31 protein-coding genes are annotated in these 25,016 nt (G+C 64.9%); 17 read left to right on the top strand and 14 right to left on the bottom strand.

Annotated features, from left to right (window positions below; genetic code table 11):
* Positions 1-41 precede the first annotated feature (41 nt).
* From P6U30_RS33310 to P6U30_RS33295, 4 genes are all read right to left on the bottom strand, one after another.
* Positions 42-968, bottom strand: a complete 927-nt coding sequence (locus tag P6U30_RS33310) for a DMT family transporter (protein ID WP_407166955.1) — start codon at positions 966-968, stop codon at positions 42-44.
* A 153-nt stretch (positions 969-1,121) separates the two neighbouring features.
* Positions 1,122-1,493 carry a hypothetical protein gene (locus P6U30_RS33305; RefSeq protein WP_407166954.1) on the bottom strand — a complete coding sequence of 124 codons (372 nt, stop codon included), beginning with the start codon at positions 1,491-1,493 and terminating at the stop codon, positions 1,122-1,124.
* Positions 1,490-1,621: a hypothetical protein gene (locus P6U30_RS33300; protein WP_407166953.1), complete on the bottom strand. Its 132-nt coding sequence runs from the start codon at positions 1,619-1,621 to the stop codon at positions 1,490-1,492. Before P6U30_RS33300 ends, P6U30_RS33305 begins: the two co-directional genes overlap by 4 nt.
* Positions 1,622-1,730: 109 nt before the next feature.
* Complete coding sequence (locus P6U30_RS33295; protein WP_407148715.1) at positions 1,731-2,504, bottom strand: LuxR family transcriptional regulator; 774 nt, start codon at positions 2,502-2,504, stop codon at positions 1,731-1,733.
* Between the two features lie 78 nt (positions 2,505-2,582).
* Between P6U30_RS33295 and P6U30_RS33290 the strand changes: the two genes are divergently transcribed.
* Genes P6U30_RS33290 through P6U30_RS33280 form a run of 3 tightly spaced genes read left to right on the top strand, consistent with a single transcriptional unit; the run spans position 2,583 to position 4,817 of the window.
* Positions 2,583-3,260, top strand: coding sequence for an acyl-homoserine-lactone synthase (locus P6U30_RS33290; RefSeq protein WP_407166952.1), 678 nt, complete (start codon positions 2,583-2,585; stop codon positions 3,258-3,260).
* Positions 3,208-4,560 carry a cytochrome P450 gene (locus P6U30_RS33285; protein ID WP_407166951.1) on the top strand — a complete coding sequence of 451 codons (1,353 nt, stop codon included), beginning with the start codon at positions 3,208-3,210 and terminating at the stop codon, positions 4,558-4,560. Before P6U30_RS33290 ends, P6U30_RS33285 begins: the two co-directional genes overlap by 53 nt.
* A 38-nt stretch (positions 4,561-4,598) precedes the next feature.
* Positions 4,599-4,817 (top strand): hypothetical protein, encoded by a 219-nt coding sequence (locus tag P6U30_RS33280; protein ID WP_407166950.1) that lies wholly within the window; start codon positions 4,599-4,601, stop codon positions 4,815-4,817.
* A gap of 18 nt (positions 4,818-4,835) precedes the next feature.
* Here P6U30_RS33280 and ybaK read toward each other — a convergent pair whose 3' ends face one another.
* The gene (gene ybaK / locus P6U30_RS33275) at positions 4,836-5,318 is read right to left on the bottom strand and encodes a Cys-tRNA(Pro) deacylase (protein ID WP_407166949.1); all 483 of its coding nucleotides are present in this window, start codon (positions 5,316-5,318) and stop codon (positions 4,836-4,838) included.
* Positions 5,319-5,343: 25 nt separating this feature from the next.
* Between ybaK and P6U30_RS33270 the strand changes: the two genes are divergently transcribed.
* The 5 genes from P6U30_RS33270 to P6U30_RS33250 all read left to right on the top strand — a co-directional run bounded on the left by P6U30_RS33270 (position 5,344) and on the right by P6U30_RS33250 (position 10,276).
* Complete coding sequence (locus P6U30_RS33270; RefSeq protein ID WP_407166948.1) at positions 5,344-5,493, top strand: hypothetical protein; 150 nt, start codon at positions 5,344-5,346, stop codon at positions 5,491-5,493.
* A gap of 176 nt (positions 5,494-5,669) precedes the next feature.
* Positions 5,670-6,962: an adenylosuccinate synthase gene (locus P6U30_RS33265; protein ID WP_407166946.1), complete on the top strand. Its 1,293-nt coding sequence runs from the start codon at positions 5,670-5,672 to the stop codon at positions 6,960-6,962.
* A 35-nt stretch (positions 6,963-6,997) separates the two neighbouring features.
* A complete protein-coding gene (locus P6U30_RS33260) occupies positions 6,998-8,557 on the top strand; it encodes a hypothetical protein (RefSeq protein WP_407166945.1) in 1,560 nt (519 codons plus the stop codon).
* 207 nt (positions 8,558-8,764) lie between these two features.
* Positions 8,765-9,193, top strand: a complete 429-nt coding sequence (locus tag P6U30_RS33255) for a DUF5413 family protein (RefSeq protein WP_407166944.1) — start codon at positions 8,765-8,767, stop codon at positions 9,191-9,193.
* A 546-nt stretch (positions 9,194-9,739) separates the two neighbouring features.
* A complete protein-coding gene (locus tag P6U30_RS33250; RefSeq protein ID WP_407166943.1) occupies positions 9,740-10,276 on the top strand; it encodes a DUF4112 domain-containing protein in 537 nt (178 codons plus the stop codon).
* A 95-nt stretch (positions 10,277-10,371) separates the two neighbouring features.
* Here P6U30_RS33250 and P6U30_RS33245 read toward each other — a convergent pair whose 3' ends face one another.
* From P6U30_RS33245 to P6U30_RS33225, 5 genes are all read right to left on the bottom strand, one after another.
* Positions 10,372-10,662 carry a hypothetical protein gene (locus P6U30_RS33245; protein WP_407148706.1) on the bottom strand — a complete coding sequence of 97 codons (291 nt, stop codon included), beginning with the start codon at positions 10,660-10,662 and terminating at the stop codon, positions 10,372-10,374.
* Positions 10,663-10,883: 221 nt separating this feature from the next.
* Complete coding sequence (locus tag P6U30_RS33240) at positions 10,884-11,048, bottom strand: DUF3309 family protein (RefSeq protein ID WP_407166942.1); 165 nt, start codon at positions 11,046-11,048, stop codon at positions 10,884-10,886.
* 128 nt (positions 11,049-11,176) lie between these two features.
* Positions 11,177-11,587: a peptide-methionine (R)-S-oxide reductase MsrB gene (msrB, locus tag P6U30_RS33235; RefSeq protein WP_407166941.1), complete on the bottom strand. Its 411-nt coding sequence runs from the start codon at positions 11,585-11,587 to the stop codon at positions 11,177-11,179.
* Positions 11,588-11,767: 180 nt separating this feature from the next.
* Positions 11,768-12,484: a peptide-methionine (S)-S-oxide reductase MsrA gene (msrA, locus tag P6U30_RS33230; protein ID WP_407166940.1), complete on the bottom strand. Its 717-nt coding sequence runs from the start codon at positions 12,482-12,484 to the stop codon at positions 11,768-11,770.
* 297 nt (positions 12,485-12,781) lie between these two features.
* Positions 12,782-13,891, bottom strand: coding sequence for an ATP-dependent RecD-like DNA helicase (locus tag P6U30_RS33225; RefSeq protein ID WP_407166939.1), 1,110 nt, complete (start codon positions 13,889-13,891; stop codon positions 12,782-12,784).
* A 219-nt stretch (positions 13,892-14,110) separates the two neighbouring features.
* Here P6U30_RS33225 and P6U30_RS33220 point away from each other — a divergent pair, with 219 nt between their 5' ends.
* From P6U30_RS33220 to P6U30_RS33180, 9 genes are all read left to right on the top strand, one after another.
* Positions 14,111-15,316: an LLM class flavin-dependent oxidoreductase gene (locus tag P6U30_RS33220; RefSeq protein WP_407166938.1), complete on the top strand. Its 1,206-nt coding sequence runs from the start codon at positions 14,111-14,113 to the stop codon at positions 15,314-15,316.
* 70 nt (positions 15,317-15,386) lie between these two features.
* Positions 15,387-15,689, top strand: coding sequence for a hypothetical protein (locus tag P6U30_RS33215; protein ID WP_407166937.1), 303 nt, complete (start codon positions 15,387-15,389; stop codon positions 15,687-15,689).
* Positions 15,690-15,732: 43 nt separating this feature from the next.
* Positions 15,733-16,683 carry a sulfonate ABC transporter substrate-binding protein gene (locus P6U30_RS33210; RefSeq protein ID WP_407166936.1) on the top strand — a complete coding sequence of 317 codons (951 nt, stop codon included), beginning with the start codon at positions 15,733-15,735 and terminating at the stop codon, positions 16,681-16,683.
* 39 nt (positions 16,684-16,722) lie between these two features.
* Positions 16,723-17,676 carry a sulfonate ABC transporter substrate-binding protein gene (locus tag P6U30_RS33205; protein WP_407166935.1) on the top strand — a complete coding sequence of 318 codons (954 nt, stop codon included), beginning with the start codon at positions 16,723-16,725 and terminating at the stop codon, positions 17,674-17,676.
* Positions 17,658-18,839, top strand: coding sequence for an FMNH2-dependent alkanesulfonate monooxygenase (ssuD, locus tag P6U30_RS33200; protein WP_407166934.1), 1,182 nt, complete (start codon positions 17,658-17,660; stop codon positions 18,837-18,839). The genes P6U30_RS33205 and ssuD overlap by 19 nt, the downstream gene beginning before the upstream one ends.
* Positions 18,836-19,642 carry an aliphatic sulfonate ABC transporter permease SsuC gene (gene ssuC, locus P6U30_RS33195; protein ID WP_407166933.1) on the top strand — a complete coding sequence of 269 codons (807 nt, stop codon included), beginning with the start codon at positions 18,836-18,838 and terminating at the stop codon, positions 19,640-19,642. Before ssuD ends, ssuC begins: the two co-directional genes overlap by 4 nt.
* Positions 19,643-19,652: 10 nt before the next feature.
* The gene (locus P6U30_RS33190; protein ID WP_407170599.1) at positions 19,653-20,498 is read left to right on the top strand and encodes an ATP-binding cassette domain-containing protein; all 846 of its coding nucleotides are present in this window, start codon (positions 19,653-19,655) and stop codon (positions 20,496-20,498) included.
* A gap of 7 nt (positions 20,499-20,505) precedes the next feature.
* Complete coding sequence (locus P6U30_RS33185; protein WP_407166932.1) at positions 20,506-21,099, top strand: flavin reductase family protein; 594 nt, start codon at positions 20,506-20,508, stop codon at positions 21,097-21,099.
* 205 nt (positions 21,100-21,304) lie between these two features.
* Positions 21,305-21,460 (top strand): hypothetical protein, encoded by a 156-nt coding sequence (locus P6U30_RS33180; RefSeq protein WP_407166931.1) that lies wholly within the window; start codon positions 21,305-21,307, stop codon positions 21,458-21,460.
* Between the two features lie 40 nt (positions 21,461-21,500).
* Here the strand turns inward: P6U30_RS33180 and P6U30_RS33175 are convergent, their stop codons facing one another.
* From P6U30_RS33175 to fliG, 4 genes are read right to left on the bottom strand one after another with little or no spacing between them, the layout of a single operon-like run.
* Positions 21,501-22,886 carry a sigma-54 interaction domain-containing protein gene (locus P6U30_RS33175; protein ID WP_407166930.1) on the bottom strand — a complete coding sequence of 462 codons (1,386 nt, stop codon included), beginning with the start codon at positions 22,884-22,886 and terminating at the stop codon, positions 21,501-21,503.
* Between the two features lie 51 nt (positions 22,887-22,937).
* Entirely contained in the window at positions 22,938-23,288 is a 351-nt protein-coding gene (gene fliN, locus P6U30_RS33170) for a flagellar motor switch protein FliN (RefSeq protein WP_407166929.1), read from the bottom strand.
* Between the two features lie 19 nt (positions 23,289-23,307).
* Complete coding sequence (gene fliH, locus P6U30_RS33165; RefSeq protein ID WP_407166928.1) at positions 23,308-23,931, bottom strand: flagellar assembly protein FliH; 624 nt, start codon at positions 23,929-23,931, stop codon at positions 23,308-23,310.
* Positions 23,931-25,016: a flagellar motor switch protein FliG gene (gene fliG, locus P6U30_RS33160; RefSeq protein ID WP_407166927.1), complete on the bottom strand. Its 1,086-nt coding sequence runs from the start codon at positions 25,014-25,016 to the stop codon at positions 23,931-23,933. Before fliG ends, fliH begins: the two co-directional genes overlap by 1 nt.

Below are 25,016 nucleotides of genomic sequence, written 5' to 3'. Positions count from 1 at the left end.
GTCACCGCGTGGTCGTCTCTGCCGCGGGCGCGAATTGAGCATTACGCCGATTGCTTCCGGGACGCTGCAAAGACGCCGGCTAGCACCAGGGCGAAACCGATGAAATGAAAGGCCTGCGGATGCTCGCCGAGGAACACGATCGACATCACGGTGCCGAACACCGGAACCATGTGGAAGAACGGCGCGGCGCGGTTGGCGCCGATGAGCTGCACGCCGCGGTTGAAGCAGATATAGGCCACCGTCGAGGGGAACACCGCGACATAGAATAGCGAGAGCAAATTGCCTGATGTGAGCTGCATCACCGGGCGCGCATTGAGTTCCCAGATGAAGAACGGGACCAGAAACAGCGCGCCGCAGCCGAACGTGAAGCAGGCGACCGACAGGCCGTGGATGTTGGGCCGCTTCAGCGTCAGCACCGAATACAGCGCGAAGATGATCAGCGCGACGGTGAAGATCAGGTCGCCCTTGTTGAACTCGATCTTCGACAGCGTGGTGAGATCGCCATGCAGCAGGATCACCAGCACGCCGCAGAGCGATAGCAGCACGCCGAGCGCCTGCGCCACCGTCAGCCGCGCGCCGAGCAGGATCAGCGACCACACCGCGACCACCAGCGGCGCCGCGGATTGCAGCAAGAGCGTGTTCAGCGCCTGGGTGTGCTCGAGCGCCCAGTATTGCAGGGTGTTGAAGGCGCTGATGCCGGTGATCGATAGCAGCATCATGATGCCGAGCTTGCTGCGGATCGCGGACCAGTCTCGCACCATATGCTTCCAGGCAAACGGCAGGATGATCAGGAACGCCGCGGTCCAACGCAGGAAGGACAGTGTCACCGGTGGAATATGTCCGGCCGCGAGCCGGCCGACGATCGCGTTGCCGGCCCAGCACATCGCGGTGATGCAGAGCAGAAGGTACGGCTGGTTGGCGATCCAGGAACCGGACGCAGGCGTTGTGGCGGATTCGGAAGCGGACATTCAAAGGACCGGGTTGACGACGCCGCGGTCCGCCCGGCGCGCAGCCGCCGGGCCGGATTGGACTCCCCGGCTCACATCACAGACACGGATTCTGGCGCGCCATCAATGGGACCTGATGCATCGCGACCATGCACAATCCGTGAGGGATCGAGCTCAATCCGCGTTGCGCGGCGCGCCCTGGCGCTTGACGATCTGTTCGACCAGTTGGACCAGCATCCGCCTTGTGTCGGGGTCGTGCAGGTCGCGGAACAGCCGTAGCAACCTCAATTCGAGCAATGCCTCGGCGGGTATGGTGTCGGGCGAATCCGATCCGCACGCCCCTGCGCTGTCGCACCCGCTGGCCAATCCCAGGGCGGTGGCGACGTGCATCAGCCGGCCACCGCCGACGCTGCTCTCGTCATGGCCGGCCTTCGCAGGCCGCTCCGCAACCGTCGTGAGCACCTCAGCAAGATCGTTCGGCGACAGCCCGATGGCGCGCCAGCGCGCCTTCACGAATTGATCGATTTCGCGGGATCGTCCTGTCATCGGCGACTCGCCCTCGTGGCGCGCTTCTCGAACATGGAAATCACCTTGGGACGATCGGCGTCCTTGCCGGTCCGCTGCAAATCCTTCGGATGCACGGCATCATCGCAGAACCACGGAAATGATCGCATGCCATTCATCCGGCCCGCACCTTATTACCAAGATAACGCGCGAATGCAATCAGGGAGCGATTGGCGAGGCGAATCCAACCCGGATACGTCGCCTGGACCGGAGCGGACCTCACAGGTCGATGATTCCGAGCGCGATGCTCTTTGCGACGCCGTGGGTCTTGTTGGAGGCGTTCAGCTTGCGCAGCGCCTGTTTGACAAAGCCTTCCACGGTCTCCGGCGAGATACCGAGGATCTGCGCCGTATCGGCGACCGTCTTGCCGCGGGCGGCCCAGGCCATCACCTCCTTCTCGCGGCCCGTGAGGGTGATGGTTTCCGCGGCGTCGGCAGGCTTCAGAATCGCCGGTGCGTTTCGTTGGTCGCGATTGACGATATCCATTGCCCGCTGCACCCAATACACCATGAGCAGGTGCAACTCGTGCCGGTGGCAGAGGAACAGCTTGTCGAATGCGCGCGGCTGGTCTTCCCAGAAGAACACCGTCGAGCTCGAATGGATGGCGCCGAGCCGGTCGCGGTAATGGAAGGGCACGACGAGGCCTTGCTGAAAGCCGTGATCGTGCGCGGCGTCCATCATCTTGAGCTCCGGAGGGCGCTTGCGGCCCTGCCGCTCCGGCAGCTTCAGGGTGCCCCAGTGAAACGGCGTGTTGGTTCGCCGCACTCGCGCCAGCGCCGGATCGCAATGGACGAAATCGTTTTGCAAATAGGTCCGCTCCCAAGCCGGAGGGTGCGTGCCAGTATAATAGGGTATGTCGAGTTCGGGGCGGCCAGCATCGATGAAGGTGAAGCCTGAGAAGCCGTAGTTCTGGATGATCCGATGCAGCGATGAGCGAAGCTCGTCTATCGTTTGCGACGTCTCGATGCTTGAAATCGCTTCTTCCAGGCCCATCGCCTAAAACCCCCGATATTGGGGGTACCATAACTACGCCTTTTTGTCCCAGATGTCGCGGAATCTGGAGGCAGAGCAATGTCGCACCCTTTGGAGGCGTATCACGCCATCATCACAACTGAAGAGCGCGATCCGGCCTGCGTCGAGGCGATGCTCAGGCTGCGCAAGCGTCTGTTCGTCGACCAGCGTGGCTGGCTGCTGACCACGACCGGCGACGTCGAGCGCGATCAGTTCGACACCTGGTATACCGAGCATTGTCTTCTGTTCTTTGGCCCGGAGCTGGTCGGCGGTTTCCGCGCGATCCGCACCGATCATCCCTATCTCACCGAGTCCGTCTTTCCGCAGCTTGCGGTCGGTCGCTTCCCCAATTGCTCCGATGCCTGGGAGATCAGCCGCTTCGGCGTGCTGTCCGGCGCTGCAAACGCGCATGTCGGACGACTGAACTACGCGCTGATGTTTCGCTTTGCCGAATTGCGCGGGGCCGAAGCATTGGTGGCGATGGCCGACCCCGCCTATGAGCGCTTCCTCACGCGCATGGGCATCCACACCCGCCGCTACGGCCCGCCGCAGGTGATCGGCAACGATCGCTTCGGCCGCCCGCTGCAGGCGCTCGCCGGCGAGATCCCGCTCAACCCCGCTGAAAACCCCCGCCTGACCGGCTTCCTCGACCTTGGACGGCAACTGGAGATCCACGATGCCACACATGTTTTCGGACGTTCGCGCATTCCGGCACGATCCACTCCGGTTCCTGCTTGAACGCGGCAATGCCGCGCCGCTGGGGCTGGAGCCGCTGCATCTTGGTCCAAGTCCGGTCTTCCTCGTCACCGATCCGGATCTGATCCGGCCGATCCTGAAGGCGCCAGAGACGGAGATCGGCAAGGGGCGGCTGATCAAGAAGCTGACGCCGGTGTTCGGTCGCAGCTCGCTGATGCTGCATGGCGACGAGCACAAACGGCGCCGCGCGGTGCTGCACAAGCACATGGCGAAGGGGAGCGTCGAGCGGTATTTGCCGCAGATGTGCGCCGAGATCCGCGCGGTCGGCGCCAAGCTGGCGCGGATGGGCTCGTTCGATCCACATACTTTCACCGCCGCGCTGGCGCTGCGCACGATCTGCATCGCCGTGTTCGGCACGCAAGTGATCTCCTCCGGTGACGAAGAGGCGCTGGTGCAGGCGGTCGGCATGATCGAGGATGACCTCGCGGACGATATGTTCCGCGTAATGCCGCTTGGTCCGATCGGTTGGCACCGGCGCAAGCAGCGGCGGAAGTTCGCCAAGCTCGCGATGTCGACCGTCGTCGAGAGGCTGCGCGAGCGAGCCCGTGCAACGAGCGCCCTGAAGGAATTCGAGCAACTCGGCCTTTCCGATCAGGACCTGCACGACGAAATCCTGACGCTCCTGCTTGCAGGCCATCACACGACGGGCACCGCTGCGGCCTGGGTGCTGTACCACATGGCGACCGATCCGGAGCTGATGGATGCGATCGCCAGCGAGGCGGATCGCTGCCTGGACGACAATGGCGAATTGCGTCCCGACGCGGTGCGTCGCGCCGATGTCAGCGCCACGCTGGTGAAGGAAGTCTGTCGACTCTATCCTGGTGCCTGGTGGTTCTCCCGCGAGGTCATGCAGCCGGTGACGGTCGGCGGGCGTGAGCTGAAGGCCGGAACCTCGCTGTTGATCTGCCCCTGGCAGTTGCAGCGCGATCCGCGGCATTTCGAGGAGCCGGACCGCTTCCTGATGACGCGGCGCTACAATACCGACGCCTACATCCCGTTCGGTGCCGGCCCGCGCGCCTGCGCAGGGATGGGGGTTGCGATGCTCGAGCTCCAGCTCCTCGCGCTCGAGATCGCCGCGGCCTATCGCTTCACCGGTGTCAGCCCGAACCCGGCGCCTTGGCCGAAAGCGTCAGTGACGCTGATCCCGCCGCCCATGAAGATCGAGATCGAAGTCAGGCAGGCGCGTGCCGGCGTCCTGCATTTCGATGAGATGCATCCGATGCCCTACGTTCCACAGGTCGGCGTACCGTCCGCCGCCACATTGCAATCGCTGTCCCAATGACGACGCACTTACGACTAGTCAGCAACAGGCAAGGGGATATGAACGAAGCGCACGCCCGCCGGCTGCGCGATGTCATCGCTGTGCTGACGCAGCAGCGTGGCATCGTGATGGCCGCGGGCGCGACCTTTGCCGCACATCTGCTTGACCTCGCGATCATGCAGATCCGCCTCAACGTCAACGACATTTCGGAAGAAGAGTTGTCGGGGCTCTCGGACTTCATCGGCGCCGAGCTCGCCGACGACAAACCTTCGCGTTGATCCGGGCAGGGCGAAGGCTCACCCCCGCGTCGCCACCAGCGCCTTCATCCTGGCGCCGGCGGCGACTGCGGCGTCGTTGGGATCGATCTCGATCTGCAGGCCGCGCTGCCCGCCGTTGACGAAGACGGTGACATGGTTGAGCGCGGATTCGTCGATCGCGGTCGGCACACGCTTCTTTTGCCCGAACGGGCTGATGCCGCCGACGTGGTAGCCGGTCAGGCGCTCGGCGTCGGCCGGGCGCATCATCTTCGCGGACTTGCCCTCCATTGCGGCGGCGAGCTTCTTCATGCTGAGCTCGCAGTCCGACGGCACCACGGCGCAGACCGGCCTGCCGTCGACCTCCGCCATCAGCGTCTTCAGCATCCGGTTCGGCTCGACCCCGAGCGCCTCCGCAGCCTGCAAGCCGATGCTCTCCGCATTGGAATCGTAGACATAGGTGTGGAGCTTGAAGGCGAGGCCAAGCTTCCTCAGGGCCATCGTCGCGGGTGTCGCATTGGGCATGGATCGAGCCGGTTAATGGAAGTCGATGATCGTCGCAATGGCGGCGGCGATCAACCAACGGCAGGATTTCCCGCAGGTCGCGCCAACATTAAATTCGCGACAGCCTGCCGCCGGCTCGCGCGTTCCGGAATTTTTAGGGGATATCAAGGGGTTGGACCCCACCCAAAAGGGTTAGAACGGTCCCTTCTTGCTTGCGCAGCCGAGCCGCTTCCTTTATCCGGTTAGGCGCCTTGCATGCGAACGGCTGAGGCCGTGATTTGGGCTGGGCACATGAACCGCATGATCGCTGTGGGTGGACGCGTTTTCGCCGCGATCATGGTTTGAGGAACACCTGAAGGGAACAGCTTCGAAATGGCCAATGTTGTCGTCGTCGGCGCCCAGTGGGGCGACGAGGGGAAGGGCAAGATCGTCGACTGGTTGTCGGAACAGGCCGACATCGTCGTGCGCTTCCAGGGCGGCCACAATGCCGGCCATACGCTCGTGATCAATGGCGAAACCTACAAGCTGGCGCTGTTGCCGTCCGGCGTGCTGCGCCCCAACAAGCTTGCGGTGATCGGCAACGGCGTGGTGTTCGACCCGCAGGCCTTCCTCGACGAAGTCACCAAGCTGAAGGGGCAGGGCGTCGCGGTCGGTCCCGACAACCTGCGCATCGCCGAGAACGTCACCCTGATCCTGCCGCTGCATCGCGAGCTCGACGCGCTGCGCGAATCGAGCAACGCCATCACCTCGATCGGCACCACCCGCCGCGGCATCGGCCCGGCCTACGAGGATAAAGTCGGCCGCCGCGCCATCCGCCTGATGGACCTCGCCGACCTCGACACCTTGCCGCACAAGATCGAGCGGCTGCTGGCGCATCACAACGCGCTGCGCCGCGGCCTCAATCTGGAGGAGATCGACGGCAAGACCATCCTGGCCGAGCTGTCGGCGATGGCGCCGAAGCTGCTGCCCTATGCCGAAACGGTGTGGCGGCTGCTCGACCTCAAGCGTCGCGAGGGCAAGCGCATCCTGTTCGAGGGCGCGCAGGGCGCGCTGCTCGATGTCGATCACGGCACCTATCCCTATGTGACCTCGTCGAACACGGTGGCGGCGCAGGCTGCGACCGGGACCGGCCTCGGGCCGGGCGCCGTCGGCTATGTGCTGGGTATCTGCAAGGCCTACACCACCCGCGTTGGGCAGGGCCCGTTCCCGACCGAGCTGAATGACGAGATCGGCGAGGAGATCGGCCGCCGCGGCAGGGAGTTCGGCGTCAACACCGGACGCAAGCGGCGGGTGGGTTGGTTCGATGCCATGCTGGTGCGCCAGACCGTGCGGACCTGCGGCATCGCCGGACTGGCGCTGACCAAGCTCGATATCCTCGACGGGTTCGACACCATCAAGGTTTGCATCGGCTACATGCTGGACGGCAAGGAGGTCGACCACCTTCCGGCCGGCGAGGGCGCGCAGGCCCGGGTGGAGCCGATCTATGAGACCATCGAAGGCTGGAAGCAGCCGACCGCCAATGCCCGGTCCTGGGCGGACCTGCCGGCCCAGGCCATCAAATATGTCCGCCGGGTCGAGGAACTGGTGGGGTGTCCGATCGCCCTGTTGTCCACCAGCCCGGAACGTGAGGATACAATTCTGGTACAGAATCCGTTCGAGGCTTAACGGGATATTACCTATATCCCACCAATTGTGTGGAAATGGCTGACTACTACCCGCTGATTGCCCGTGCCATCGCCGGATTGGACCCCAACGCTCCCGGCGAAAGCCGCCGCGCGCTCTATGAGCGGGCGCGGGCGGCACTGATCCAGCAGCTCCGCGGCGTGCAGCCGCCGCTTTCCGAATCCGAGATCACCCGCGAGCGGCTGTCGCTGGAGGAAGCTGTCCGCAAGGTCGAAGCCGAGGCTGCCCAGCGCGCCCGCGACGCGGCCCGCCCGGGCGGCGGACGTGGCGATGCCTTCCGTCGCGCCAATGCCCGTCCGCCGGAAGCCAATTCCGCCGCCGCTGCGCCGCCGCCCGCGCGGCCGCGCCTGTCCAATCCGCCGCCACCGGATCCGCGCCCGCGCAACCAGCGCGCCGATGCGCCGCCGGCTGCCCCGTCGCGGCCACAGACCGCGCCGGCGCCGCCGCCTGCCGACGCGCAGGTGCCGCCGACCCGCGAACGCCCGGCCGCGCCGCGCCGGGCCGAGGGTGCGCCGCCGCCGGTACCGCCCGCAGCGCCGGGCGTCCGCGGCTTCCGCGACATCACCGCCGATGCCGACGATCTCGGCCGCGCCGCGGCGCAGGCCAGCCGCAACGCGCGCAAGACCTATGCCAATGTGCCGTCGCCCTCGCCGGAATTCGACCGGCTCGAGCCGAACATGGAGAACCGGGGCGCCGATCCGGATGCGGAGTTCTCCTACGACGAGCCGATCGAGGAGGCCGAGCGCTACGCGCCGCCGCCACAGCAGCAGCGAAAGCGGACTGGCAATGCCGATCGCGAGCCGAAGAAGCGGATCCGCACCGGCTCGATGTTCCCGTTCAAGACCGCGATCGTCATCGGCATCATCTTGATCCTGGTCGGCGCCGGGTTGCTGTGGGGCAAGCCGGCCGTCACCTATGTCAGCAGCCTGTTCAAATCGTCGTCGTCCGTCGAGGCGCCGAAGGATGCCTCCGCGCCCGCGGTGAAGCCGAAGATCGCCGACCGCGTCGGCCAGCCGTCGGGCGAGCCGGTCGCCCCGGTGGCGCAGCGCGTGGTGCTCTATGACGAGGATCCGTCCGATCCGAAGGGCAAGCAATATGTCGGCTCGGTGGTGTGGCGCACCGAACAGGTCAAGGCGTCGGGCAACCAGCAGCCCGACATCGCCGTGCGCGCCGACATCGACATCCCCGATCGCAAGTTCAAGATGACGATGTCGTTCCGCCGCAACACCGACACCTCGCTGCCGGCGAGCCACACGGCGGAATTGACCTTCATCCTGCCGCAGGACTTCGCCAATGGCGGCGTCGGCAATGTGCCGGGCATCCTGATGAAGTCCAACGAGCAGGCGCGCGGCACGCCGCTCGCCGGGCTTGCGGTCAAGGTCACCGACGGCTTCTTCCTGGTCGGCCTCTCTAATGTCGACGCCGACCGCTCGCGCAACCTGCAGCTCCTGAAGGAGCGCTCCTGGTTCGACGTGCCGCTGGTCTACACCAACCAGCGCCGCGCCATCATCGCGATCGAGAAGGGCGCCCCGGGCGAGCGTGCCTTCAACGAAGCCTTCGCGGCGTGGGGGGAGTAGGGGGCTTTCGCCTCTTGCCGTTCGTCGTCGCTTGGACTCGTCCGGGCGACCCGATATCCGAGACGCCGAACGTTCACCGATACGCTGCAGCGCAGTGGATGCCCCGCTTGAAGCGGGCACGACAGCGAGGAACGCTTCGAGTTCAATTTCCCGTAGCACCGTTGCACGACTGCGCTAGACTGAATGCCTACGCTCCAAGGGCGCGCCATGAAACGTTACCTCATCTTCGCGGCCATCGGGCCGTTCATCGGCGGCTTCCTGCTGCTGCTCGCCACCACCTACCAGTCGGGCTACTGGACCGAGACCCATGGCGGCGAGGTTGCGAAGCTGTTCGCGGTGTTCGCGAAGTCGCTGCAATACAACTACCTGTTCGGCATCGTGCCGGCGTTGATGTTCGGCGCGATCGACGACATCCTGATGCATGTCCGGTCGATTTCGGCCGTGGTGCGGATGCTGCTCGTCGGCGTGATCGCATTTGTCGCAGCGGCGCTGACGTATGCCTCGCACGGACCGGACAGCGGCCTCGCGCAGTTCGTCATCTACGGGCTGGTCGGCTTCGTGCCGGGCGTGATCTCGTCCTGGGCGGCACACAAATATGCCGAGGAGCTGCAAGCTCCGGCGACGTCGGCCCGATGACGTCGTCCGTCTTGTAATCTCGCTGTCTCCGCCATGCGAGGCGCCAGCGCGCGCCGAGATGTCCAATTGCGGTCGCTGTCGAAATAAGAGTGAGGTGAGCACGCTGCTCAGGCTCCCTCCCCCCTTGCGGGGGAGGGTTGGGGAGAGGGGTAAGCCGCGGGCGAGATGACCGATGAGCGCATCGTCCGCGCAAATCATAATTGCTTGTCGCCGTGACGAACACGGAGAGTTCACGTCGTGTGGCACCCCTCTCCCTAACCCTCTCCCGCAAGGGGAGAGGGAACCCGTCCGCCGGTGCGTCCCTCACGCGCCAATCACTGAGTTGCCCCGGACTGCACCTTGCGAGGAGCTCGCGACAAAATTGCATTGATCGCCCCGCATGCGCTGAGGCATGGATTGCTCGCAATGACGGAGTGTGACCTCGGGCCGCACCACACGCTGCGTCGCATCCGCTTTTGTCGACACGATGAATCGAGAGGCGCGACATCGGACATGACACAGCGGTAATGTGCCGCAACTTGCATCGTGCAATCGCGTTACCATGTCATGACCATGCCCGAGGACGACATCTTCACGCCCCATCGCTCGCGATCGCGGCCGCCCTTCGGCGGAGCGCAGGCGCGCAGCAAGGTCATCGATCAGGATGGCCGTGAGATTCCGGACGCCGCGCCGTTTCAGCAGTTCGACGGTTTCCAGTTCGATTTTCGCACCTCCAGCGCCAATCCGTTCGGCGAACTGACGCGCGAGCAGCGGCTGGCGCGGCTGGAGATGATCGCAAAACTGCTCGACGTCGCCTTCATCCTGCCCGGCACCAAGATTCGCTACGGCATCGACGGGATCATCGGCCTGGTCCCAGTGATCGGCGACATCATCACCACTGCGATCTCGCTGTGGCTGGTGCGCGAGGCGCGCCTGCTCGGCGCGCCCTGGCACATCACCGCGCGGATGCTCGCCAACGTCGCCGTCGACGGCGTGGTCGGTCTGGTGCCGGTTGCGGGCGATGCGTTCGACGTGATGTTCCGTGCCAACATCCGCAATGTGCGGCTGTTGCGCCGCTGGCTCGACAAGCAGCCGCGGCAATAGCGCTTGCGCAGGCAAAAGGCCCGAAACAAAAAGGCCCAAAAACAAAAGCCCCCGGAAATGTCCGAGGGCTTTTCGTTAAGGCGAGGCAGAAACAGTTACGCGGCGTCGGCGTCGGTCTGGGCAGGCGCAGGACGCGGGCGGCGCGGCAGCGGGAAGGCCTCGCTCTCATAGAGCGAGCGGATGCCGTTCTGATCGAAGCGCGCTTCCTCGACCTGCAGATAGGCGCCGTTCAAGGAATCCGCGGGCAGCTCTTCCATCGCAAAGCGCACGGCTTCGGCGGCAGTGCCGAAACGGCGATAAGCGAAGCCGGCCCGTTTCTTCTTGCGGATCGCGGCGGGGAACAGTTCGGCGGACGTGTTAAAGTTGAACGGACGCATGGGACGCATGGTCGACGACCTCTTGTCTTTTTGGCGCTAGCGCGGCGAAGGGATTTTTGGGGACGGCGGGCTGCGACGGGCGGCGCGCCGTACGTGTCATTTCCGCTGCTAATATAGGCTTCTTTGACAGAAATGCGACCCCAGAACCGCCCCGACAAGGCACATGATGAATCCATGCATGGCACGGGAACCGGTTCGATAAGTCCATGTATTTCAAGTGGTTATGCTGATCATAACTTGTCGAGCCAGGCCAGGATCAGGACCACGACCAAAATTACCCCGAAAAGCCCCATTCCGGAATGGCCAAGGCCATAGCCGTAGCCGCGGATGCGGCCGCTATAGCCGCCGAGCAGGATAATCAGCAGGAGAATGATGAGGATCAGTCCAAGCGACATGGCGCCCTCCTCAAAACAGGCGGCAGCCGCTCGGCGAGACGCCGACGGCCCCGCAAGCACAGCAAATCACATTCCGGCTTGCGAGTCCTTGGCCGTGGCGCCGATCACGTTGATGTGGTGACCGGCGCCTATTTCGGGTCGAGCTTCAACGCCGCCGAGTTGATGCAGTAGCGCAGGCCGGTCGGCCCGGGACCGTCGTTGAAGACGTGGCCGAGATGACCGTCGCATTTCGAGCACAGCACCTCGGTGCGGATCATGCCGTGGCTGGTGTCCTGCTCCTCGTCGATGTGGCTCTCGACCGCGGGCTTGGAGAAGCTCGGCCAGCCGCAACCGGAATCGAACTTCTGGTCGGACTCGAACAGCACCTGGCCGCAGCCGGCGCAGACATAGGTGCCCTTGCGCTGCTCATGCTCGTATTCACCGGAGAACGGACGCTCGGTCGCCTTCTCGCGCAGTACGGCATACTGCATCGGCGTCAGCTCCTTGCGCCACTCGGCCTCGCTCTTGTGGACCTTGCCGCCAGTCTTGGTGTCGGACATGGAAACTCCTTCGTTAGTCGTCATTGCGAGAAGCTCGCGACAAAATTGCAAGGCAATCTTGCGCTGAAGCGACGAAGCAATCCATCCCTCCGCTTATCGCGACATGGATTGCTTCGCGGAGCCCGTCATCGGGCGCGCATTCGCGCGACCCGTTGGCCCGCAATGACGGAAACTGTTCCGTCAATTGGTGACCTTGCTGCCGTTCACCAGTGTCGGCTTCTCGATGTAGTTCGCCGCGAAGATCTTCTTCAGGTTCTCGACCTTCGGGATGTCGTTATACGCAATATAGGGTTGGTTCGGGTGCAGCGTCAGGTAGTCCTGATGGTAACCCTCCGCCGGGTAGAACGCCTGCAGCGCGCCGACCTTGGTCACGATCGGCTTCGGATAGACCTTGGCCGCGTTGAGCTGGGCGATATAGGCATCCGCCACCTTCTTCTGCTCGTCGCTGGTGGTGAAGATCGCGGAACGATATTGCGAGCCGGTGTCGGGGCCCTGGCGGTTGAGTTGGGTCGGATCGTGCACGACCGAGAAGAAGATCTGCAGGATCTTGCCGTAGGAGATCTGCTGCGGGTTGTATTTGATCTCGACCGACTCCGCGTGACCGGTGGTGCCGGTCGAGACCATGGAGTAGTCCGCGGTCGCCTTGTTGCCGCCGGAATAACCTGAAACCGCGCTGACGACGCCGGCGGTGTGCTGGAACACGCCCTGCACGCCCCAGAAGCAGCCGCCCGCCAGCACCGCGGTCTTGATGCCGCTCTCCTGCGCGTCGGTCGCAGGCGGCGGAATGATCACGGCGTCCTCCGCCGCCCGCGACGGCGCTGTGGCAAAGGCGGCGACGGCCAACGCGCCGATCGTGGCGGCGCACAGTGAAAGGCGGCTGAGGGTGCGACGGGACATGGGTTCCTCGTGGGATCGCGGTTTGGGGGCCAGTTTAGAGCGAGGGCCGGCATTCGCAATCGGGCAGGCTCGCTCCGACGCCTCAAGATACGGCCGGACGGACGCCTTGTTACGGCTGATGCCACACGGTTTCGTGAGGGAAATCAGCGAGGTTCAGGGATCACCGTGATGGATTTTTGCCCGCGACCTCTTCACGCCCGTCGTCCGGGCGAAAGCCAGGACGACGCTGAATGTTGGTGCCGCCTGAGCGTCATACAGTCGCCTGCTGTCAAGATGAGGTCGGCGCCTGCGGGACGATCACACCACCACGCTCAGCCGCTTCGCGGCCCGCGTGATGCCGGTGTACAGCCAGCGCGCGCGGCTGTCCTGGAACGCAAAGCTCTCGTCGAACAGCACGACGTCGTCCCATTGCGAGCCCTGCGACTTGTGCACGGTCAGCACATAGCCGTAGTCGAACTCGTCATAGGGCTTGCGCTGCTCCCACGGCACGCCCTCGACGCCGCCATCGAAACATTCGCCGCGGACCGAGACCTTGGTGACCTTGTGGCCGAAGTCCTCGTCCGGCATCACGCGCATGGTGATGATCTTGGATTTCGACTGCGCGCGCGCCTTGACCCGCCACAGTCCGCCGTTGAACAGGCCCTTCTTGCGGTTGTTGCGCAGGCAGACCAGCTTGTCGCCGGCAACGGGGAGGGGATCCTCGATGTTCTGCCGCTGCCGCACTCGCATGTTGTAGGCGCGGCGGGTGTTGTTGCGGCCGACCAGCACCTGGTCGGCGCCCATCACGCGGTCGGGGTCGAGCTCCTTGCGCGAGACCACCTCGCTCTCGCCGTGGCGGCCGATCTCGAGCTCGCGCCCCTCGCGGATATCCATCGACATCCGCACGATCGGATCGTCCTGCGCCTGGCGGTGCACCTCGGTCAGCATCGCGTCGGGCTCGGCGTCGGTGAAGAAGCCGCCGCCCTGGATCGGCGGCAACTGCGCGGGATCGCCGAGCACCAGCAGCGGGCAGTCGAACGACATCAAGTCGCGACCGAGCTCAGCATCGACCATCGAGCACTCGTCGATCACGATCAGCTTGGCCTTCGAGGCCGGCGCGTCGTCCCACAATTCGAAGCTCGGCTGCTCGACGCCGGATTCGCGGGCGCGATAGATCAGCGAATGGATCGTCGAGGCGTTGTCGCAGCCCTTGTTGCGCATCACCAGCGCCGCCTTGCCGGTGAACGCGGCGAACTTCACCTCGCCGTCGACGTCTTCGGCAATGTGGCGGGCGAGCGTGGTCTTGCCGGTTCCGGCATAGCCGAACAGGCGAAACACCTGCGGCGTGCCGCCCTGGCCGGGCTTGGCTTTCAGCCAGTCGGCAACGGCTTTCAGCGCGGTGTCCTGATGCGGCGTAAATGTCGTCATGGGCTTTCGGAAGGAATGAGCGCGCGACCGATAGCGCCGCGACTCAAGCGAACACAAGCTAAACATTCATGCGTGCCGATCAAGTCAGCTTCCGCTTGGCGGAATTGGAGTTTCGCGCCCGAGGCTAGACTTGACCCGAGGCGGCACTAGACTGCCGCAAAACAACAAGCGGTCGGGACCACCATAAGTGGTCGAGGGCGCGACTTTGGGAGTGACGCGATGAAATTCGGCATCTTTTACGAGCTGCAACTGCCGCGCCCCTGGAACGACGGCGACGAGCTCAGGCTTTATCAAAACGCGCTGACGCAAATGGAGACTGCCGACCGGTTCGGCTATGATTACGCCTGGGTCGTGGAGCATCATTTCCTCGAGGAATATTCGCACTCGCCGGCACCGGAGTCCTTCCTCGCCGCCGCCAGCCAGCGCACCAAGAACATCCGGCTCGGCCACGGCATCTTTCAGCTCACCACCAATCATCCCGCCCGCGTTGCCGAGCGGGTTGCGGTGCTCGATCTCCTGAGCAACGGCCGCTGCGAGTTCGGTATGGGCGAGAGCGCCTCGATCACCGAGCTGACACCGTTCGGCCGCGACATGGAGACCAAGCGCGAGGTGTTCGAGGAAGCCGTCGAAGCGATCTTCCCGATGTTCTCCAAGGTCGGCACCGAGCACCATGGCAAGTATTTCGACATCCCCCTGCGCAACGTCGTGCCGAAGCCGGTGCAGAAGCCGCACCCGCCGCTCTGGATGGCCTGCTCGCAACTGCCGACGATCGAGCGCGCAGGGCAGAACGGCTTCGGTGCGCTTGGCTTTCAGTTCGTCAGCGCGGAAGCCGCGCATGCCTGGGTGCACGCCTATTACAACGCGATCACCAAGCGGCTGAAAAAGCTCGCCGACTACGAGATCAATCCGAACATGGCGCTGGTCTCGTTCTTCATGTGCGCCGAGACGGACGAGGAAGCCCGCAGGCGCGCCGACGGCGCCACCTTCTTCCAGTTCGCGCTGCGCTACTATGGGCAGTCGCAGAACCGGCAGCGCCCGGCACCCGGCACCGTCAATATGTGGGACGAATACAACAAGTGGAAGCGTGAGAATCCCGAGGCGCAGGAGGCCGCGCTGCGTGGCGGCTTGATCGGCTCGCCGGAGACGTTGCGCAAGAAACTGCGTCGTTTCCGCTCGTCGCATATCGATCAGGTGATCCTGCTCAACCAGGCCGGCAAGAACACGCACGAGCATATCTGCGAGTCGCTCGAATTGTTCGCCACGGAAGTGATGCCGGAATTCCAGCACGATCCCGAGCACGATCAATGGAAGAAGGGGGTGCTGAGCGGCGCGATTCAGCTCGAGGAGATCGACACCGAAGCGTTCAGGGATCGCTACGGTAAACTTGCGGTCAATGTCGGGCAGAAGAGTGCCGCCGCAGGCTGATCGAGAGCAGTAGCTTCAATCGGTGTGGCCGCGTGTTCGGTTCACCTCTCCCTGATGGGGAGAGGTCGACTTGCGCAGCAAATCGGGTGAGGGGCCGCAGCTCGCGCGAGAGACCGTGACCCCTCACCCGGCGCTGCGCGCCGACCTCTCCCAAGGGAGAGGTGAACCACCGACGATGCATGGGATTTATCTCATCACGTTTTCATTCTGTGCAGTGACCTCGCGATCGCGTGAGGAAAATAATTCGCTACACGCTATCTGCGACTTGAAAGAAACGACATGCGCGATGCCCGCACCAAAGTGCGGTCATCGCTATTTTTCCGGAGTGCTCGACAGCTTCATTGGCCGCCCCCATCATCCTGACGTCGCATGATCGTGCAGCGCACCGCGCATGATCGTCAGGAGAATTCGTTGCAATGAAGCGTCGTGAGTTCCTCAAATTTTCGCTCGGCTCCGCGGCCGCAGCTGCGCTGTCCCAGCGCGCGCTGGCGCAGACAGGCGCGAAGGACATTCGTATCGGCTATCAGAAGAACGGCGTACTGGTTGTCACGCGCCAGCGCGCGGCCCTGGAAGATCATTTCCGGCCGCAAGGCATCGATGTGAGATGGGTCGAGTTCTCCTCCGGTCCGCCGATGATGGAGGCGATGAACGTCGGCAGCGTGCACTACGGCGCGGTCGGCGATTCGCCGCCGGTCTTTGCCCAAGCTGCCGGCGCGGCCATCGTCTATGCCGCGGGCCAGCCCATCACCAACGGTCAGGGCATCCTGGTGCCGCGGAATTCGGCGATTGCAACCATCGCCGATCTCAAGGGCAAGCGCATCGGCTTCACCAAGGGATCGAGTGCGCACAACATCGTCATCCAGACGCTGGAGAAGGCGGGGCTTACCTATGATGACATCACGCCGGTCTACCTGACGCCGCCCGACGCCGGTCCGGCCTTTGCCAATGGCGGCATCGACGCCTGGGCGATCTGGGATCCGTATTTCGCGATCGGCGAGACCAAGCAGAACGGCCGCATTCTGGTCAACGCCCGCGAGATCACCAAGACCAACTCGTTCTACATTGCCAACCGCGACTTTGCGAAGAACAACGGCCAGCTCCTGCAGCAGATCGTCGATGTGACGGCGTCGACGGCGGCATGGGCGCAGGCGCATCCCGAGGAGGTCGCGAAATCGCTGGCCGCCGTCACCGGCGTTCCGCTCGACATCCAGACCATCGCAGCGAAGCGGGCCGGCTTTTCGGTGGGGCCCGTCACCGACGAGATCATCGCAACCCAGCAGGGCGTGGCCGACCGCTTCTTCAAGCTCGGCCTGATTCCGAAGCAAATCGCGATCCGCGACATCGTCTGGCGCAACCCCCAGACCTGATCGTTTTTCCTTGGTCAATTCAATGCAAAGGACGCCATCATGACGCGTTTGCTGCAACGCTGGGTCGCCCGTGCGGTGCTGTCGCTCAGCATCGTCGCTGCGACGGTCGGCGCATCCTACGGCCAGGACAAGGTCGTCCGCATCGGCTACCAGAAATACGGCAAGCTCGTGCTGCTGAAGAGCAAGGGCTCGCTCGAGCAGAAGCTGAAGGCCGCCGGCTACACGGCGGTGTGGACCGAGTTTCCGTCCGGGCCGCCGCTGCTCGAAGCGCTCAATGTCGGCGCGATCGATTTCGGCAACACCGGCGAGGCGCCGCCGATCTTCGCGCAGGCCGCCGGCGCGCCGATCCAGTATGTGGCCTATGAGCCGGCCGCGCCGAAGGGCGAGGCGATCCTGGTGCCTAAGGATAGCCCGATCAAATCGATCGCCGAGCTGAAGGGCAAGAAGATTGCGCTCAACAAGGGCTCGAACGTCCATTATCTCCTGGTCAAGGCGCTGGAGCAGGCCGGCGTCAAATATTCCGAGATCGAGCCGGTGTTCCTGGCGCCGGCCGATGCGCGCGCAGCGTTCGAGCGTGGCGCGGTCGATGCCTGGGTGATTTGGGATCCGTTCCAGGCCGCTGCGGAAGCTGCGACCGGCGCCCACACGCTCGCCGACGGCACCGGCATCGTCGCGAACTACCAGTTCTATTTCGCCTCGAAGGCGTTCCTGCAGCGCGATCCAAAGATTGTCGATCTCGTGCTCGCGCAGTTGAGCGAGGTCGATGGTTGGGCCAAGGGCGACATCCGCGCCGTGGCCGAGCAGCTTGCGCCGTCCATCGGGCTGTCGGTGCCGGTGGTCGAGGTTGCGCTGAAGCGCCAGGCCTACGGCATCAAGCCGATTACCGATGCCGTGATCGCGGATCAGCAACAGGTGGCCGACACGTTCTTCACGCTCGGCCTGATTCCCAAACAGATCAAGATTTCTGACGTCGCATGGAGGCCGGGCACGTGAGCACCCCAATCAACGCCAACATCCTCTGGTTTCTGCCGACCCACGGCGACAGCCGCTATCTCGGCACGGCGCACGGCGGCCGCGAGGTGAACTTCAACTATCTGCGCCAGATCGCGCAGGCCGCGGACCAGCTCGGCTATTACGGCGTGCTGCTGCCCACGGGACGGAGCTGCGAGGACTCCTGGGTTGTGGCCTCCGCCGTTGCGCCGTGGACCGAGCGGCTGCGCTATCTCGTGGCGGTCAGGCCGGGCCTGCAGTCGCCGAGCGTCGCCGCGCGCATGACCGCGACGCTGGACCGGCTGTCGAACGGCCGCCTCCTGATCAATGTCGTCACCGGCGGCGATCCCGTCGAGAACAAGGGCGACGGCGTTTTCTTAGGTCACGATGAGCGCTACGCAGTGACGCGCGAGTTCCTGAATGTCTACAGCGACCTGCTGGCGGGCAAGACAGTCAATCTCGAGGGCAGGCACATCCGGATCGAGGATGGCCGGCTATTGTTCCAGCCGGTGCAGTCGCCGCGGCCACCGCTCTATTTCGGCGGTTCGTCGGATGCCGGCATTGATGTCGCCGTCGATGCCGTCGACAAGTACCTGACCTGGGGCGAGCCGCCGGATCAGGTCGCCGAGAAAGTCGCGCGGGTGAAGACTGTTGCCGCGCAGCGCGGCCGCAAGCTGTCGTTCGGCATCCGCCTGCATGTGATCGTGCGCGAGACCAACGGCGAGGCCTGGAAGGCCGCCGATGAGCTGATCCAGTACGTCACCGACGATACAGTGGCCGCCACGCAGAAGATCTTCGCGCGAATGGACTCGGTCGGCCAGCAGCGCATGGCGCAGCTCCACGGCGGACGGCGCGACAAGCTCGAGATCAGCCCGAATCTCTGGGCCGGCGTCGGCCTGGTGCGCGGTGGCGCCGGCACCGCACTGGTGGGCGATCCCCACACCGTCGCCGCGCGCATCAAGGAGTATCAGGACATCGGCATCGATACCTTCATCCTGTCCGGTTACCCGCATCTCGAGGAGGCCTATCGCTTCGCCGAGCTGGTGTTCCCGCTCTTGTCGCTGGCGCGGCCGGACAACGTGACGCCGATCCGCGTCAACACCGGGCCGTTCGGCGAAACCATCGGCAACGACTATCGTCCGCAGAAACAGGCATCGCATTCATGAGCTTGATAGACAGTCTACCGCGCGTCCGCACAGCGAAATTGCCCCGTGTCGACGGCCTGATCCCGTGGATCGTGCCGCTTGCGATCATCGTGCTCTGGCAGCTCGCCTGCGTCACCGGCTTTGTGGCGTCGCGCGTCTTGCCGGCGCCGACCGACGTCGCGCTGGCGGGATGGAAACTGCTGCTCTCCGGCGAGCTGATCCGCAACATCTGGGTCAGCTTCTGGCGCGCCAGCATCGGCTTTCTGATCGGCGGCAGCATCGGCTTCGCCTTCGGCCTCGCCAATGGCCTGTCGCAACTGTCGGCGAAACTCACCGACACGACCTTGCAGATGGTCCGCAACATCCCGCATCTGGCGCTGATCCCGCTGGTCATCCTGTGGTTCGGCATCGACGAGTCGGCCAAGCTGTTCCTGGTCGCGCTCGGCGTGTTCTTCCCGATCTATCTCAACACGCTGCACGGCATCCGCACCGTCGATCCGCAACTGATCGAGATGGGCCGCATCTACGGCATGACGGACGGCGAACTGTTTCGCCGGGTGATCTTCCCGGGCGCGCTGCCGTCGATCTTCGTCGGCCTGCGGTTTGCGCTCGGCATCATGTGGCTGACGCTGATCGTGGCCGAGACCATCGCGGCTTCGTCAGGCCTCGGCTACATGGCGATGCAGGCGCGCGAGTTCATGCTGATCGACGTCGTCGTGCTCTCGATCCTGATCTACGCCTTGCTCGGCAAGCTCGCCGACAGCGCCTCGCGCGCGCTGGAGCGGCTCACCCTGTCGTGGCATCCCGCCTTCCAGAAGAAGTGAGTGAATGAGAATGCAAGAAGCGCTTCGTTTCGAATCCATTGATGCCGAGCCGATCGATCGCGCCGACATCGTTGTGAAGGCACGGCAGTTGCGGCAAAGATCGGAAGGCGCCGCCCGCGGCCTGTCGTTGACCATCCGCAGCCTGCGCAAAGCGTTCGGCGACAACGAGGTGTTGCGCGGCATCGACCTGCATATTCCGGCCGGCCAGTTCGTCGCGATCGTCGGCCGCAGTGGCTGCGGCAAGAGCACGTTGCTGCGCCTCGTCGCCGGTCTCGAGGCATCGACGGCCGGGAGCATTGCCTTTGGCGAGCAACTCCGTGCGCAGGACGTCCGCGTCATGTTCCAGGAGCCGCGGCTGCTGCCCTGGGCGCGCGTGCTGTCCAATGTCGAAGTCGGGCTGGGCCGTGAGCGCGCTTCGGCCGACGCGCAGGCGCGGGCCGAGCAGGCACTGGTCGAGGTCGGCCTCGGCGACAAGCGCGCGCAGTGGCCATCAGTGCTGTCAGGCGGCCAGAAGCAGCGCGTCGCGCTGGCGCGGGCGCTGGTCAGCCAACCGCGCGTGCTCGCTTTCGACGAGCCGCTCGGAGCGCTCGACGCACTGACGCGGATCTCGATGCAGCAGTTGCTCGAGCGCGTCTGGCAGGACCAGGGCTTCACCGCGATCCTGGTGACGCATGACGTCGCCGAGGCAGTGGCACTCGCCGACCGCGTGCTGGTCATCGAGGACGGCCGCATCGCGCAGGACGTCACGATCGACCTGCCGCGGCCGCGCCGGCGCGGCTCTGCCGAGCTGGCCGCGCTGGAGGGTGAGATCTTGAAGCACCTGCTCGAAGGCACTGACGAGACATCCGATCTGTGAGGTTGCCATGAACCCCGTCGTCCGTAACTTCTCGGTCGCGCCCGCGGTCTCCGCCACCGACTTCCGTGGCGCGATGCGGCATCTCACCAGCGGCGTCACCGTCATCACGGCGGGGCGCGGCGGCGAGATTTCCGGAATGACGGTGACCTCGGTGTCGTCGCTGTCGGTGGACCCGCCGTCACTGATCGTCAGCATCAATCGCGCGGCCTCGTCATGGCCGCTGATCGCACGCCACGGCGTGTTCGGCGTCAACATCCTGACGGCGGACCAGCTCGACATCGCCGAACGCTTCACCGGCAAAGGCGGCCTGAAGGGGGCAGAGCGGTTTGCCGGCGCCGAATGGACCACGCGCGCCTCAGGCGTACCGCTGCTGATCGGAGCCCTTGCCGCAATCGATTGCCAAGTCGAGGAGACGATCGAGCGGCATTCGCACGCGATCGTCATCGGTCGCGTGCTTGATGTGATCGCCTCGCAGCGGACCGCCGCGCTGGCCTACTGGCACGGCGAATATGTCGCGATCGACAAGGAAGAGGACGCCGCAAGGCTGGCCGAGGTCAGCCTGCCGTCGCGTCACGTCCATGCGCGGGGACACGCTAGGTGAGATCATGGCCCGCGATGTGGGCTGTCGAGCCCCGAGTCTTGTTCCCTCGGGGGAACGCCGACGACGAGAGTCCTCGATGCGCCGCGGCCTCGCTGGCGGACTTCAACGGCCTGACGGTGCGGTGGCCGGGCGCGGCATGTTGCCTGTGGCGCTTCGCGGAACGACCGATTAAAAGCCGGCGACATCTCGGAGACGCGATGGTTCGATGAAACGCGTGGGAATCTGGCTGTTCTATCTCGTCGGCGCGCTTGCCATCGGCTATCTCGCGCTGTACGCCTATGTGACGTTCACCGGTCGCACCATCACGCCTGGCGATCCCATCCACATCTTCCGCAAGCCCGACGCGCCGAGCTATTCGTGAGGCGAGGCTGTCGCGCGGACTGCCTCGCCGTTTGAGCTTCTCAGCCCGCTGTCGCCAGCCGCTGATAATCCGGCGCGCCGTTGCCGGCCGGGGTAATCGGGATGCCGCCATCGGCATATTCGTTCAGCTTGTTGCGCAGCGTGCGGATCGAGATGCCGAGGATGTTGGCGGCATGGGTGCGATTGCCGAGGCAATGCTTCAGCGTTTCCAGGATCAGGTCGCGTTCGACGTCGGCGACGGTGCGGCCGACCAGCGCCCGGGTGACCTGCTCGGCGGCGAGCGTCGCGTGCGCCACGGCGGGTGCAGTCTTGGCGAGATCGAGGCGGTCGCCGTCGGGCGTGAGGATCGCCTCGGCTCCCATCTCGTCGCCCTGCGCCATCAGCACCGCGCGATGGATGGTATTCTCGAGCTCGCGGACGTTGCCCTGCCAGCGGTTCGCAGTGAGCACACGCCGGGCTTCCGCCGAGATCGGGCGGAGCGGCACGCCGTTGGCCTCGGCGTATTTCCTGGCGAAGTGCTGCGCCAGCTCGAGGACATCGGTCGGGCGGTCGCGCAGCGGCGGAATCTTCAGATTGACAACATTGAGGCGGAACAGCAGGTCCTCGCGGAACGTGCCTTCGCGCACGGCGTCAGTGAGATTGCGGTTCGAGGTCGCGATGATGCGGATGTCGACCGGCACCGGCCGGGTGCCGCCGACGCGGTCGATCACGCGCTCCTGGATCGCGCGCAGCAGCTTGGATTGCAGCCGCACGTCCATCTCGGAGATTTCGTCGAGCAGCAGCGTGCCGCCGGTCGCTTCCTCGAACTTGCCGATGCGGCGGGCGATCGCGCCCGTGAAGGCCCCCTTCTCATGGCCGAACAGTTCGGATTCCAGGAGGTGCTCGGGAATCGCGGCGCAGTTGATCGAGATGAACGGGCGCTTGGCGCGGGCCGAGCGGGAGTGAACGTAGCGCGCCAGCACCTCCTTGCCGGTGCCGGACTCGCCGGTGATCATCACGGAGGCATCCGAGCCGGCGATCTGCTGCGCGAGCTTGATCACCTTGCCCATCGCCTCGTCGCGCCACACCAGGTCGCGCGCGTCGTTAGCGACCGCGGCGAGCACGGCCGCGATCAGTTCGGGATCGGGCGGCAGCGGGATGTATTCCTTGGCGCCAGCGTGGATCGCGGCAACCGCGGCACGGGCATCGTTGGTGATGCCACAGGCCACGATCGGCACGTGGATATGCTCGGCCTCCAGCCGGATCACGAGGTCGCGGATGTCGAGGCCGACATCGACCAGCAGCAGGTCGGCGCCCTTGCCGCCGCGCGCCACGCTCATCGCCTGTTCGGCGGTCTCGGCGTGGGTCACGGTTGCGCCCTTCTCCATCGCGATCTTGGTAGCGGTCGTGAGCTGGCCCTTCAGGGTGCCAACGATGAGAAGCCGCATGAGTATCTCCTGTTCGTCTGGTCGCGCGCGTCCTGCGCGGTATCTGGGGTGTTAGGAGCGTTCCGCCTTGATGATTTCCGTCATGGTGACGCCGAGCTTGTCTTCCACCAGCACCACTTCGCCGCGCGCCACCAGGCGGTTGTTGACGTAGATGTCGATCGCCTCGCCGACGCGGCGGTCGAGCTCGAGCACCGTGCCTGGTCCGAGCTTGAGCAGGTCGCCGATCTCCATCTTGGAGCGGCCGAGCACCGCCGAGACCTGCACCGGCACGTCGAACACCGCCTCGAGATCGGCGGCGATCCGCGAGGCATGTTCGTCTTCGCTGTAGCCGATGTCGTCGATCCCCGGCGCCTCGGACGAATTGAGGTCGGGAAGCGGGACGTGTGCGTCTGTGTCGCTCATTGTTCTGCCCTCATCGCCGTCAGCCGGCCTGACCGCGGGACGCCAGATAGCGCCCGACAAGTTCGTTGATCTTCGCTTCGATGGCGGCGCGCTCCAGCACCACGCCGCCGTCGGCCCATTCGATCCGGCAGTCGCCGGTCGCGATCGTCGGCTCGGCCAGGATCACCAGCCGGCCCTGGAAGCCGCTTTGCGCGGCCATCCGCTCGATGTTCTCGTGCCCTGTCTCGTAGAGCGCGTCGTTGATGCGGACCACCAGATGCGGCGTCGACACCAGATGCGAAAAGCAGTCGCTGACCAGCGCGGTGATCTCGCCGAGCGGTTCGCGGGCGACCAGTTCGGAGCACAGCTTGCGTGCGACTGCGACCGCGACATCGACGGCTTCCGTCTCCATCCGCGTCTCGATGCCGACAAAGCGCGCCGCGATGCCCTTGATGGCGACGCCGATCTCCTCCAGCGCCTGGGCGGACCGGCGGTCGCTCTCGACCTTGGCTTCGCGCTGCGCGGCCTCGTATCCGGCGCGGTAGGCCCGGGCCTCGGCATCGGCGACTTTTTGCGCGACCTCGGCCGGAGTGGCCGCGCGCTCGCGCGCGCGGTCGGGCTCCGAGAAGTCCGTATCGAACAGAAATTTCGCGGGCGCGGCCATCAGTACACCAGCTCGTCGTCGGCGCGGTTCTTGGTCAGCGTGATCTCGCCCCGGGCGGCGAGGTCCTTGGCGAGGTTGACGAGCAGCGCCTGCGCCTCGTCGACGTCGCGGAGCCGCACCGGGCCCATCGCGGCCATGTCGTCCATCAGCATCTTGCCGGCGCGGGAGGACATATTGCCGAGGAAGAACGCGCGCACTTCCTCGTTGGCGCTCTTCAGCGCGACGCCGAGCTTGTCCTTGTCGATATTGCGCATCAAGGTCTGCGCCGAGGCGGCGTCGAGCTTGATCAGGTCGTCGAAGGTGAACATCAGCGCCTTGATGCGCTCGGCGGACTCGCGGTTTTCCTCTTCCAGCGAGGTGATGAAGCGGGTCTCTGTCTGGCGGTCGAAGTTGTTGAAGATTTCGGCCATCACCTCATGGGCGTCGCGGCGTCGGGTCTGCGACAGGTTGGACATGAACTCGGTGCGCAGCGTCTGCTCGACCCGTTCAATGACCTCCTTCTGCACCGCCTCCATCCGCAGCATGCGGCCCACGACGTCGAGCGCAATGTCCTCGGGCAGGATCGCGAGCACGCGGGCGGCGTGCTCCGGCTTGAGCTTCGACAGCACCACGGCGATGGTCTGCGGGTATTCGTTCTTGAGATAGTTGGCCAGCACCTCTTCCTGCACGTTGGAGAGCTTCTCCCACATGTTGCGGCCGGCAGGGCCACGGATCTCGTCCATGATGCCGGTGACGCGTTCGGCCGGCAGGTACTGCTGCAGCAGGCGTTCGGTGGCGTCGAAATTGCCCATCAGCGCGCCCGACGCCGACATCCGCGAGACGAATTCGAGCATCAGGTCCTCGACCACGTCGGCTTCGACCGTGCCGAGCGTCGACATGTGGACCGACAGCTCCCGCACCTCGTCGTCGTCGAGCATCGACCAGATCTTGCCGCCATATTGTTCGCCGAGCGCGAGCATCAGGATCGCCGCGCGCTTGGGGCCGGACAGCGGCTTGCCCCTTGGCCGGCCGCTCTGCCGGCTCGCCAGCGTCGTGAGGACGCTGGTGATGTCGTTGGCGTTGGTGGTCTGCGGTACGGCGGCCAT

Origin of the sequence: Bradyrhizobium sp. ORS 111 (assembly GCF_045571485.1) — a bacterium.
Classification (GTDB): domain Bacteria; phylum Pseudomonadota; class Alphaproteobacteria; order Rhizobiales; family Xanthobacteraceae; genus Bradyrhizobium.
Note: the sequence above shows the minus strand (reverse complement) of the source record. Positions and strands in the feature narration are given on the sequence as shown.